The organism is Streptococcus oralis subsp. dentisani (assembly GCF_003944205.1).
GTDB lineage: Bacteria > Bacillota > Bacilli > Lactobacillales > Streptococcaceae > Streptococcus > Streptococcus oralis_BH.
Genome location: NZ_RJPH01000003.1, coordinates 44,405 through 56,924, shown reverse-complemented (window position 1 = coordinate 56,924; position 12,520 = coordinate 44,405). Strand labels below are relative to the sequence as shown.

Genomic DNA, 12,520 nt, shown 5'->3' with positions numbered 1-12,520 from the left:
ATATTTTGCTGGAAGAGTTTCCAGATGTACCTCCTACCTCCAGTATAGCAACTTAAACCTAGACGGTCAACTAATCCCATCGCTTCCTACTAAACTCGCTCGTACTTCCGAGATAAAGTAGAGGGATCCCGTCACGAAAAGCAGATCCTGGTCATTGGCTCTTTCTTCAAATTCTCTGATAAAATCGCCATAGGAAGGAATCAAATCGTAACCCGCCACATCCTTTTCATCCAGAGAGCCTTGGTAGTCAAAGCCTGTTACCTTAAGTTCCACCTGAGGCAACTGCTCAGATAGATAGCCTAACATTCCTTGATAATCCTTGCGTTTAAGGGCACCAAAAAGAATGCGAACTTGATAGCCTTGCTGGATTTTCCCTTGAATAAACTCGACCAGACGAATTAAGGCTGGAAGATTGTGAGCCCCGTCTAGGTAGATATGCGGACGAATCCGTTCCAATCGACCTGCCCAGCGAGTTTCTTTGAAGGCCTGTCTGACAAGTTCTTCTTCGACCCTTTCACCTCCTGACGCCATAAACAGAAGAAAAGTTTCTAAAGCCAAGGCGGCATTTTCTTGCTGATAAGCACCTTCCAAACCAATTTCAAGCTGTGAAAAACTTGCTAGGCTACTTGAAAAATCTCCTGCATTCAAGGTGAAGTCTTGCCCAGCTTGATAAAGGTCTACATCTAACTCTCTTGCTCTTTTGTGACAGACAAGCTCCGCTTCTGGAGCAAGCTTGGCAATGACCGCCTTCTTTCCAGCCTTGAAAATACCAGCTTTCTGCTCGGCTATTTCCTCTAGACTATCGCCCAAGGTCTCCTGATGATCTAGGCCAATGGAAGTAATAACTGCAATCTCTCCTATTACGACATTCGTTGTGTCAAGCAAACCACCAATCCCCACTTCTAGCAGGACTAGATCCACTCCCTGCTCTTTAAAGTAAAGCAAGGCAATCAAGGTCAACAACTCAAAGAAAGACAATTGATCATGTGTTTCCAAAAGAGTTTTCTCCATCTCCTTAACTTGTTCTGCCAAACGGATAAAATCTGCATCAGCTATTGCTTGCCCATTGATACAGATTCGATCATGGATACTGATGATATGAGGAGAGGTAAAAGTACCAACTTTTTTACCATGAGCAACAAACAACTCCCTCATAAAGGCAATAGTTGACCCTTTACCGTTAGTCCCTGTTACGTGGATAATAGGATAAGTCTTCTCAGGATTCCCCAGCAAATCCACTGCTTGCTGCATTCGTCCAAGACCAGATCTAAAGTTTAAACCAATCCGACTATGCAGCCATTCTTCTACTTCAAACATACATGTCTCCTTAACAAAAGTCCAATCAACTACTGCATCAAAGTATGATTACAAATAAAAAGCGAGGTCGAGACAAAAATCCCAACCTCTTACCTGGTTAGCTAATCACTAGCTACTATGAATTTCAACGTGGGCTAAAAACATCCACTGGATGTTCCAACTCTTCCAATTTCTAGGAGTTGGGCTGATACAGTCTCCCAGACTGTATCACTCCTCCATAAAGCTGTTGAAGACTTCTTCAATCATGTTCCATTCGTCTTCTGATTCTTCTGGGATTGGTTGCAATTCGCCTTCTGTTCCGTCTTCATTTTCGATGAATGAGTAAGCTTGGATTTCAACTTCACCGTTTTCATCTTCTTCTGCGTTAACTGGCACTAGAAGAACATAGTTCTTACCAAATTCTTCTTTCCCGTCGATGGTCAAAAGAATTTCAAACAAAGTTTCATTTCCTTGCTCATCTACTAGTGTAATCAATTCACGTTCTTCGTGATCGTGGTTGTGATCGTGTGACATAGTTTCTCCTCTGTCTTAAAATTTTCTATCTAAATAATTTTGCAAAATCAGCTGAGCAGCCAACTTATCAATAACTTTCTTGCGTTTGTTACGGCTGATATCTGCTTGTTCAATCAACATACGTTCCGCAGCAACGGTCGTCAAGCGCTCATCCTGATAGTCTACTGGCAAACCAAAGAGTTCTTCTAGCTTGGCACCATAGGCTTGACTGGCTTCTACTCGCGGACCGCTGGTATTGTTCATGTTTTTTGGCAAACCTACTACAAAGCGTTCTACCTTGTAGCTGTCAACCAATTCCTTGATACGGTCAAAACCAAACTGGCCCTGATCCTCATTAATCTGGATGATTTCAAGTCCCTGAGCAGTGAAGCCTAGTGGATCGCTAATAGCCACCCCTACTGTTTTTGAACCAACGTCCAATCCCATAATTCTCATAGATTATAGATCGACTCCTTGTCCCTTAAGGTAGTAGCGTACCAGTTCTTCAACAATTTCATCACGCTCATACTTACGGATTTGATTTCGTGCATTGTTGTAACGAGGAACGTAGGCAGGGTCTCCACTCAATACATAACCGACGATTTGATTTATCGGATTATAACCCTTTTCATTCAGAGAAGCATAGACATCTGTCAACGTTTCACTGATTTCCTTCTTGTTGGAATCATCCAATTTAAAACGTACAGTTTCTTCAGTAAATCCCATTCTAACACCCTCTTTCCTTAGAATAGTACTATTATAGCATATTTCCTTACGTTCTACAATTAAGTCAATCCATTTATTTGGATTTTCTTACTGTTCTGTCGCACCATTTGCCACTCTGTCTGCGATATATTGGCTTGGTTCATTTTTCAAAAGAGTCTCTAAGCCAAGATTTTTCAAATAATCTGTCTGTGACGCCTTTTTGACATCCAAGACTTGTAAATCATAGGTCGTTGTGGTCTGGATTTCAGTCTCACTGAGCAGTTTGGTTTCAAGTGTAAAACCTGCCAATTTGCGCGCTTCCTGAAGCATTTCATCCTTTTCTTCTGCTTCTAAAAGAGCTTTTTGAGTTTCTTCAAGACCGTGGTCAGCGATAAAGGATTTCAATTCCTCACTTAAGGGCCGTATCTGCCGAATAACCAATTTTAGAAATTGTTTCCCTTTATAGGTGATGGTTTGCGTTTGCTTGACGCCATCTCCTGACTCAGGGAAAATCAAAGTCTTGGTCACAACCGTATTCTTTTCCGCATTTTCCAAAACGGGCAGAGTAGACTGGAGCGTTTCGGATTCATGTTTTGAACTGGATGTCGTTTCCTTCTTTTGGCCACATCCTGCAAGTAGCAGGAGGAGAGTAGCTGCGCCAATTACTATCTTTTTCATAATTCCTCACATAATTTTTTGATAAAAAATGAACAAGGCTAGGAGATACCCCAGCCTCGATGTTTATAGAGCTGCACGCAAACGTGCTTCTGCATTTTCTACATTACGGACAGAGCGTGGTAAAAAGGCACGGATATCATCTTCTTTGTAACCGACCTGCAAACGCTTCTCGTCAACTAGAATAGGACTTTTTAAGATCCGTGGTGTTTCCATGATTAAGTTGAGTACTTCATTGACACTCAAATCTTCGATGTCAACTCCTAAAGCTTTCGCATAGCGGTTTTTTGATGATACAATGCTGGCAATTCCATTATCTGTCTTTGTCAGAATATCAAGTAGTTCTTCTCTCGTAATCCCTTCTTTACCAAGGTTTTGTTCTTTATAACTTAACTGGTGTGCGTTGAGCCAAGTCTTCGCTTTCTTACAGCTTGTGCAACTGGAGACGGTATAAATCTTAATCATGTGCCTACCCCTTTCGCTACATGTTACTATCAGTTTAATCTATTATACCATAAAAAACATCCGACTTGCGACCTATTTTTAAAAAAATTTAACTTTTTTAGCGATTTCCGTACTTTTTTCTTGACAAAATCAATTTATAGCCAACTTTTAAATTTTTTGATATAGATTCGTTTCACTACTGTAACACTGATCATATAGAAAACGATGATCAAAAGCAAAAAGAGGAAATAAATTGGTTCTAAAGGGGTTAAATGAAGCAGGCTAGCAATTGAAGAGTAGGGAAGGAAGGTCACAAAGCTAGCTGCTAGCAAGGTTGTTCCAAGAACAAACCATGATGGACGACTTTGTAAGAAAGGAAGCTTTGCTGAACGAAGCATATGGATAACCATGGTTTGGGACCACATGGATTCAATGAACCAACCAGTCTGGAACAAGATGATAAAGCCCCTTGCAGAATCTGCTCCATGAACATAAGCATGACCTGTCGCCATTGGGACAATGACAAAATAGAGCAAGATAAAGGTCAAAATATCAAAGGCAGAAGAAATCGGACCCATCCAAATCATAAAGCGAGTAATAGACTTGGCCTCCCACTTATGAGGCTTCTTCAAGAAGTCTTCATCCACATTATCAAATGGCAAGGCAATGCAAGAAAGATCATAGACTAGATTTAACACAATCAAGTGAATCGGAGCCATAGGAAGGAAAGGTAAAAAGATACCAGACACTAACAGAGAGAAAATGTTCCCGAAATTAGAGCTGACCGTCATCTTGATATATTTGGTCATATTAGCATAGACTTTCCGTCCTTCAACCAGCCCTTTTTCAAGCACCATCAAATCCTTATCTAGCAAAATGACATCAGCCGTTTCTTTGGCAATATCTACTGCTGTATCAACAGAAATCCCCACATCTGCCACTTTCATAGAAGGGGCATCATTGATTCCATCTCCCATATAGCCGACACAATGTCCATTCGATTTGATTTGTAAAATGATTCGTGCTTTTTGATCCGGAGAGAGTTTGGCAAAGACAGTCACCTTCTCAACTGCTTGGGCCAATTCCTCATCTGTCATGGCATCAATATCAGAACCCAACAAGATTTGATCAACGTCTAAACCAACTTTTTCGCATACTGCTTGGGTTACCTTCTCATTGTCCCCCGTCAAGATCTTTGTTTGAACACCGTGTTCTAACAAAGCTTGGATAGCAGGTGCTGCTGATGGTTTTGGTGGATCTAGAAAGGCAAGATATCCTGTTAGAATCATCTCTTTTTCATCTTCAACGGAGTAAGCAAAACCTTCTTTTAGACCTGTTTTATAAGCGACTCCCAAGACTCGCAATCCCTGTTGATTAAGTTGATCTACTTCTTTTAAGATTTCCACTCGGATATCATCCGTCAGAGGGCTAATCTGACCTTGATATTCCACATGGGTTGAAATCGCAAGCATTTCCTCTAGGGCACCCTTGGTTACCAAACTAACAACTTCGTTCTCATCCTTGACGATGACACTCATGCGTCTGCGTTCAAAATCAAATGGCAATTCATCTATTTTTTGGAAGCTAGTATCCAAATTTTGTAGAATAGCGTGTTCTTTAGCTTCTTTTTCAGTTCTACTGATAATGGCACGGTCCATCAAGTTTTTTAAACCGGTTTGAAAATAGGAATTGAGATAGGCACGTCTCAACACAGACAAATCCAAATCTCCATGTATATCCAAAGGATATTCAAGGACAATTTCGTCTTGGGTAAGGGTTCCCGTTTTATCCGTGCATAGGATATCAATAGCACCTAGATCTTGTATGGCATTGAGTTTTTTGATGACGACTTTTTCCTTGGCCATGATAATGGAGCCTTTTGCTAAACTGGCCGTGATGATCATAGGAAGCATCTCAGGTGTCAATCCAACACCAACACTCAGTGCAAATACACCTGCTTCCAGCCAGTCGCCATCTGTTAAACCATTAGACAAGAAAACAATGGGCACCATGACTAACATCAAACGGATCAAGAGCCAAGAGATGCTGTTCATCTCCCGTTCAAATGAAGTAGGTTCGTCATAGGTATTGAGGGTCTGCTCGATTTCTCCCATCATGGTATCATCACCGACCGCTAAGATCAAAGCCTTGGCACTTCCTGATATCACATTGGTTCCCATAAAAGCGAGCGCTTCTGCTTCTAGCAGACTATCAAAGTTTGATTGACTCATTTTTGACAAGGCTAGTTTTTCAACCGAGTCACTTTCACCTGTCAAACCAGACTGTTGGACAAAGAAATCACGTGATTCAATTAAAAGGAGGTCTGCTGGAATCATATCCCCAGCACTTAATTTGACTATATCTCCAACGACCAAATCTTCAATTGCGACCTCTAAACTCTGGCCTTCGCGAATAACTGTGGCTGTGTTCACAATCATTTTTGATAGATTGGTCGCAGCCTTGTCACTCCGCAATTCTTGAACAAAGCGTATGCCACCAGAGATTAGAACGAGAACGACGATGATGATAGAGGTCGTCGGATCTTCTTGTCCAGGCTTCGCCAACCAGACATTGGTCACCATGGAAATCATAGCGATGACCAACAGGATGATTGTAAATGGATTGATAATCGATTCGTAAATCTTTTTGAAGATACTGTCTTCTTGACCCTTGGTGATGGTATTTTCGCCATATAGGTCACGATTTTTCTCCACCTGCTCCTCAGTCAAGCCTGTTAGACTTGTCTTATAAAAAGATAGAGTTTCGTTTAAAGGTGTGTGAATAGCTACTGCTAATCTTTCTTTTGTAGTTTTCATTGGTTTCTCCTATCTGTATGAATGATGTGTTTCATACACAGAGACCAATCACTTTATAAGGGCAGAATGACACAAATCAGCGATTGGCTGTGTATGTGCGGTTCTGGATGATCGTCAATTTGCATCGTTTGTCTCCTTTCCTTGTTCTAAAACAGTAGAAAATCCCACCATAAAATGGCAGGATTAAAAAACTAATTATCTGTTTTTTCGTTCAAGCTTTAACTCCATAGGGCGATGAAATGAGCTTAGTCTTGGCCTTCGCGACCAGGACTGTTGACCAACGAGTAGTGTCTCCACTGCTTTGCGGTAGTCATCCGTATCCCTATGGTAGCCTCACCTACCGTTTTCGTTTATCAGTATAAACCTTTAAAATATAAAAGTCAATGATTTATCTTAATTTTCTTAAATAACAATTAATTCCTTCGGCGCTAGAGTCAACAATTCGCAACCTGTCTCCGTAATCAAGATATCATCTTCAATACGAACCCCGTATTTACCTTCAATATAAATACCTGGTTCATCAGTCAAGACCATACCAGATTTAATGACTTCTTTGGAAGTTTGGCTAAAGTAGGGTTCCTCATGGATATCCAGTCCGATACCGTGACCGATACCGTGGGTAAAGTAGTCGCCATAACCTGCCTCGATGATAATATCACGAGGGATTTTGTCAAAATCACGGAAGCCTAGCCCCGCCTTGGCTTGGTCAATCAAAGCTTGATTGGCTTTCAGAACCGTATGGTAAATCTCTGCCTGCTCGTCACTGACATGGCCTAGGTAGATGGTACGAGTCATGTCACTCACATAATGCTCGTACAGGCAGCCGAAGTCCATGGTAATAGCTTCGCCTAGTTCAACTGGCTTGTGCATGGGATGGGCATGTGGTTTAGAAGAGTTGATGCCACTTGCTAGAATCGTATCAAAAGACAAGCCTGCTGCTCCTAGCTCCCGCATGCGGAAATCAAGGAAGTTGGCAATTTCGATTTCTGTCTTACCTGGCTTGATAAAGTCAAGCGCATCACGGAAAGCTTGGTCTGAGATGGAACAAGCCTTGCGAATGGTCGCAATCTCCTTCTCATCCTTAATCATACGGAGTGCTTCAACAAACTGAGTCTGAGGAAGCAAATCAATTCCTGCAAAGGTAGCCTGCATACGGTGGTAATAAGAGACCGAAATCTCATCCTCAAAACCGATGCGAGACAAACCCATATCCTTAACCATGCCTGCAATGACAGTCAATTCATCGCGGTCAGCCACAATCTCAAAACCTGTCACTTCTTGCTTGGCTGCAATGATATAGCGAGAGTCTGTCACCAAGACCTGACGGTCACGACTGATAAAGACTGTTCCGTTTGAACCCCAAAAACCAGTCAGGTAGTAGACGTTTTTTAGGTTGTTAATGATAATTCCATCCAGTTCTTTTTCTTGCATTTTAGCTAGAAATGCTTGTACACGTTTATTCATGATGTAACTTTCCTTTCAAATAGTATCCTGTGTAGCTGGCTTCATTGGCCGCTACTTCTTCTGGAGTTCCTGTTGCGATGATGGTTCCCCCACCGACACCGCCTTCCGGTCCCAAGTCGATGATATGGTCTGCAGTCTTAATCACATCTAGATTGTGCTCGATGACGAGTACTGTATTGCCATCGTCTACAAAGCGAGCCAAGACTTTAAGCAAGCGAGCGATGTCCTCCGTATGAAGTCCTGTCGTCGGCTCATCCAGAATATAGAATGACTTGCCTGTCGAGCGTTTGTGGAGTTCACTAGCCAACTTCATACGCTGAGCTTCTCCCCCTGAAAGAGTCGTAGCCGGTTGCCCTAACGTTACATATCCCAGCCCGACATCCTTGATGGTCTGGAGTTTGCGTTGAATCTTAGGAATGTGTTGGAAGAATTCCACTGCATCGTTGACGGTCATATCCAAGACTTGCGAGATGTTCTTTTCCTTGTAGTGAACTTCTAGGGTTTCACTGTTGTAGCGGGTTCCATGACAGACTTCACAAGCCACGTATACATCTGGCAAGAAGTGCATCTCTATCTTGATAATCCCGTCACCTGAGCAGGCTTCACAACGACCACCCTTGACGTTGAAACTGAAACGGCCCTTTTTATAACCTCGAATCTTAGCTTCATTTGTCTGGGCAAAGAGGTCACGTATATCGTCAAAAACTCCTGTATAGGTAGCTGGATTGGACCTCGGCGTTCGTCCGATTGGGCTCTGGTCAATATCAATCAGACGATCCACATGCTCAATCCCTGTAATCGTTTTAAACTTCCCAGGCTTGTCTGAATTGCGGTTGAGCTTTTGAGCAATAGCTTTTTTGAGGATGCTGTTGATTAAGGTTGATTTCCCTGAACCGGATACCCCCGTCACGGCGATGAATTTCCCTAACGGGAAGCGAGCTGTGACATTTTGCAAATTGTTCTCACGCGCTCCTGTCACCTCGATAAAACGACCATTTCCCACACGGCGCTCGTCTGGTACTGGAATGGCACGTTTGCCTGACAAGTACTGGCCTGTGATGGACTTGCTGTTGCGAGCCACTTGCTTAGGTGTTCCTGCGGCGACGATTTCCCCACCAAAGACACCGGCACCGGGACCAACGTCAATCAGATAATCCGCCTCGCGCATGGTATCTTCGTCGTGTTCCACCACGATAAGAGTATTGCCCAAGTCACGCATCTTTTTCAGACTGGCAATGAGACGGTCATTATCCCTCTGGTGAAGACCAATCGATGGTTCGTCCAAAATATAGAGGACTCCTGAGAGGTTGGAACCAATCTGGGTAGCCAAGCGAATACGCTGACTTTCCCCGCCTGAAAGGGTACCTGCTGAACGTGACAGAGTCAGATAGTTAAGACCCACGTTATTAAGGAAGGTTAAACGATCCTTGATTTCCTTGAGAATGGGACGAGCAATAATGGCTTCATTTTCAGATAGAGTCAACTGGCTCACCAACTCCAAGTGGTCTGCGATAGACAGGTCTGAAATCTCTCCGATATGAGGACCTTGCTCGCCGCCAACACGGACAGACAAGGCCTGGTCGTTAAGACGATAGCCGAGACAGGTTCCGCAGGTCAGTTCATTCATATAGAGGCGCATCTGGGTGCGAGTATAGTCACTATTGGTTTCATGGTAACGACGTTTGATATTGCCAATGACTCCCTCAAAAGGAATGTCGATATCGCGCACACCACCAAATTCATTCTCATAGTGGAAATGGAATTCCTTGCCATCTGAACCGTAGAGAATCAAGTTCTTATCTTCTTCTGACAAGTTCTCAAAAGGCTTGTCCATATCCACTCCAAAGGCTGTCATAGCCTGTTCCAGCATGTTAGGATAGTAGTTAGAGGAAATAGGATTCCAAGGCGCAAGCGCTCCCTCACGTAAAGTTTTGCTGGCATCTGGCACCACTAGGTCGATGTCCACCTCCAGCTTGATACCCAAACCGTCACATTCACTACAAGAACCAAAAGGCGCATTGAAAGAAAAAAGTCGAGGTTCTAGCTCTGGTACGGTAAAACCACAAACTGGGCAGGCATAGTGCTCAGAAAAGAGCAACTCAGAGTCGTCCATGGTATCGATAATCACATAACCTTCTGCGATACGAAGGGCCGCCTCAACGGAGTCGAAGAGACGGCTGCGGATGCCCTCCTTGATGACGATACGGTCAACCACAACATCGATATTATGTTGCTTGCTCTTAGACAGCTCAGGCACTTCGGTCACATCATAGACTTCTCCATCCACTCGGACACGAACATAGCCATCTTTCTGAATCTTTTCAATGACGCTCTTGTGTTGACCTTTTTTCTTGCGGATGACAGGAGCCAAAATCTGCAAGCGTTGACGTTCTGGCAACTCTAAGACCTTATCAACGATTTGCTCTACAGAAGAAGCCTTAATAGCCCCATGTCCGTTGATACAGTAAGGCGTCCCCACACGTGCGTAGAGGAGACGCAGATAGTCATTGATCTCAGTCGTCGTTCCCACCGTCGAGCGAGGGTTTTTGCTAGTCGTTTTTTGGTCGATGGAAATAGCTGGGCTGAGGCCGTCAATGGCATCTACATCTGGTTTTTCCATGTTGCCCAAGAACTGACGAGCATAGGCAGATAAACTCTCTACATAACGACGCTGCCCCTCCGCATAGAGGGTATCAAAGGCTAGACTGGATTTCCCAGAACCTGACAAACCAGTCACAACAACCAGCTTGTCTCTTGGAATCTCCACATCGATATTTTTTAAATTATGGGCACGTGCCCCATGAATGACAATTTTATCTTGCATCTTTGTTCTTTCTAGTCTATTATTGCTTTCCATTATACCAAAAAATGTGAAATTCTATTACCCAAAAAGCTGTTTTTATAGTATAATAGTACGGTGCAAAAAATGAATCACTGAATAGTAGGAAAGGATAGGGGATATGAAACAAGTTTTTCTCTCAACAACAACTGAATTTAAAGAGATCGACACGCTTGAACCGGGCACTTGGATCAACCTCGTCAATCCTACACAAAATGAATCGTTGGAAATCGCCAACGCCTTCGATATCGACATCACCGACCTCCGGGCACCGCTTGATGCGGAAGAAATGTCCCGTATTACCATCGAAGATGAGTATACTTTGATCATCGTAGACGTTCCCATCACAGAGGAAAGAAACAACCGCACCTACTACGTAACGATTCCGCTGGGGATTATCATCACAGAGGAAACCATTATCACTACCTGCTTGGAACCTCTCCCTGTTCTCGATGTCTTTATCAACCGTAGACTGCGTAACTTTTACACCTTCATGCGTTCGCGCTTTATCTTCCAGATTCTCTACCGTAACGCTGAGCTTTACCTAACAGCCCTTCGTTCGATCGACCGTAAGAGTGAACAAATCGAAAGTCAACTTCACAAGTCTACTCGAAACGAAGAACTGATCGAGCTCATGGAATTGGAAAAGACCATCGTCTATTTCAAAGCCTCACTTAAGACAAATGAGCGCGTGATTAAGAAATTGACCAGCGCAACTAGCAATATCAAGAAATACCTAGAGGACCAAGACCTGCTCGAAGATACCCTGATCGAAACCCAACAGGCCATCGAGATGGCAGATATCTATGGAAACGTCCTTCACTCTATGACAGAGACCTTTGCCTCTATCATTTCCAACAACCAGAACAATATCATGAAAACCTTGGCACTCGTGACCATTGTCATGTCTGTCCCGACCATGATCTTCTCTGCCTATGGGATGAACTTTAAGGATAATGAAATCCCTCTAAACGGCGAGCCACACGCCTTCTGGTTAATCGTCTTTATCGCCTTTGCTATGAGTGTCTCGCTCACTCTCTATCTCATCCATAAAAAATGGTTCTAAGAGGAATCCCTATGTCTCAGATTGATTTACAAAAACTAACCAAGAAAAACCAAGAGTTTATCCACATCGCTACCCAACAATTTATCAAAGATGGCAAAACAGATGCTGAAATCAAGGCTGTTTTTGAGGAAGTCATTCCTAAAATCCTTGAAGAGCAAGTCAAAGGAACAACAGCTCGTTCCCTCTATGGCGCTCCAACTCACTGGGCTCACAGTTTCACAGTCAAGGAACAGTACGAAAAAGAGCACCCTAAGGAAAATGACGATCCAAAACTCATGATTATGGACTCAGCCCTTTTTATCACCAGTCTCTTTGCATTGGTTAGTGCTCTAACTACGTTCTTCTCTAGAGATCAGGCTATTGGCTATGGGTTGATTACCCTCTTGTTGGTTGGACTTGTAGGAGGACTTGCCTTCTACTTGATGTACTACTTTGTCTACCAGTACTATGGACCAGACACAGATCGCAGCCAACGTCCTCCATTCTGGAAATCAATCCTCGTTATCCTGGCCTCTATGGTCCTTTGGTTGGTTGTCTTCTTTGCAACAAGCTTCCTACCAGCCAACCTCAATCCAGTCCTTGCTCCATTGCCTTTGGCTATCCTGGGAGCTGCCCTCCTCGCTCTTCGCTTCTATCTCAAGAAACGTTTCAACATCCGAAGTGCAAGCGCGGGCCCATCACGTTATTAAGAAAAGTGAAAAG

At 43.3% G+C, this 12,520-nt stretch carries 11 protein-coding genes and 1 riboswitch; of the genes, 2 read left to right on the top strand and 9 right to left on the bottom strand.

Going from position 1 to position 12,520, the window contains the following annotated elements; genetic code table 11:
• Positions 1-66 precede the first annotated feature (66 nt).
• The 9 genes from D8805_RS03370 to uvrA all read right to left on the bottom strand — a co-directional run bounded on the left by D8805_RS03370 (position 67) and on the right by uvrA (position 10,737).
• Entirely contained in the window at positions 67-1,317 is a 1,251-nt protein-coding gene (locus D8805_RS03370) for a bifunctional folylpolyglutamate synthase/dihydrofolate synthase (protein ID WP_000464320.1), read from the bottom strand.
• Positions 1,318-1,524: 207 nt separating this feature from the next.
• Entirely contained in the window at positions 1,525-1,830 is a 306-nt protein-coding gene (locus tag D8805_RS03365; RefSeq protein ID WP_084925467.1) for a DUF1292 domain-containing protein, read from the bottom strand.
• A gap of 15 nt (positions 1,831-1,845) precedes the next feature.
• Positions 1,846-2,265: a Holliday junction resolvase RuvX gene (ruvX, locus tag D8805_RS03360; RefSeq protein WP_002876031.1), complete on the bottom strand. Its 420-nt coding sequence runs from the start codon at positions 2,263-2,265 to the stop codon at positions 1,846-1,848.
• Positions 2,266-2,268: 3 nt separating this feature from the next.
• Positions 2,269-2,535: an IreB family regulatory phosphoprotein gene (locus D8805_RS03355; RefSeq protein ID WP_000507060.1), complete on the bottom strand. Its 267-nt coding sequence runs from the start codon at positions 2,533-2,535 to the stop codon at positions 2,269-2,271.
• Between the two features lie 87 nt (positions 2,536-2,622).
• Positions 2,623-3,192, bottom strand: coding sequence for an SP0191 family lipoprotein (locus D8805_RS03350; RefSeq protein WP_000724879.1), 570 nt, complete (start codon positions 3,190-3,192; stop codon positions 2,623-2,625).
• A 63-nt stretch (positions 3,193-3,255) separates the two neighbouring features.
• A complete protein-coding gene (gene spx, locus D8805_RS03345) occupies positions 3,256-3,654 on the bottom strand; it encodes a transcriptional regulator Spx (RefSeq protein WP_000591165.1) in 399 nt (132 codons plus the stop codon).
• A gap of 134 nt (positions 3,655-3,788) precedes the next feature.
• Positions 3,789-6,449 carry a magnesium-translocating P-type ATPase gene (gene mgtA / locus D8805_RS03335; RefSeq protein ID WP_125415435.1) on the bottom strand — a complete coding sequence of 887 codons (2,661 nt, stop codon included), beginning with the start codon at positions 6,447-6,449 and terminating at the stop codon, positions 3,789-3,791.
• Positions 6,450-6,644: 195 nt separating this feature from the next.
• Positions 6,645-6,796: riboswitch (M-box (ykoK) riboswitch) on the bottom strand.
• A 55-nt stretch (positions 6,797-6,851) separates the two neighbouring features.
• Complete coding sequence (locus tag D8805_RS03330) at positions 6,852-7,913, bottom strand: M24 family metallopeptidase (RefSeq protein ID WP_125415434.1); 1,062 nt, start codon at positions 7,911-7,913, stop codon at positions 6,852-6,854.
• Positions 7,906-10,737: an excinuclease ABC subunit UvrA gene (uvrA, locus tag D8805_RS03325; RefSeq protein WP_125415433.1), complete on the bottom strand. Its 2,832-nt coding sequence runs from the start codon at positions 10,735-10,737 to the stop codon at positions 7,906-7,908. The genes D8805_RS03330 and uvrA overlap by 8 nt, the downstream gene beginning before the upstream one ends.
• A gap of 136 nt (positions 10,738-10,873) precedes the next feature.
• Here uvrA and D8805_RS03320 point away from each other — a divergent pair, with 136 nt between their 5' ends.
• Positions 10,874-11,818, top strand: coding sequence for a magnesium transporter CorA family protein (locus D8805_RS03320; RefSeq protein ID WP_084974527.1), 945 nt, complete (start codon positions 10,874-10,876; stop codon positions 11,816-11,818).
• An 11-nt stretch (positions 11,819-11,829) separates the two neighbouring features.
• Positions 11,830-12,507, top strand: a complete 678-nt coding sequence (locus D8805_RS03315; RefSeq protein WP_185774565.1) for a DUF1129 domain-containing protein — start codon at positions 11,830-11,832, stop codon at positions 12,505-12,507.
• Positions 12,508-12,520: the final 13 nt, after the last annotated feature.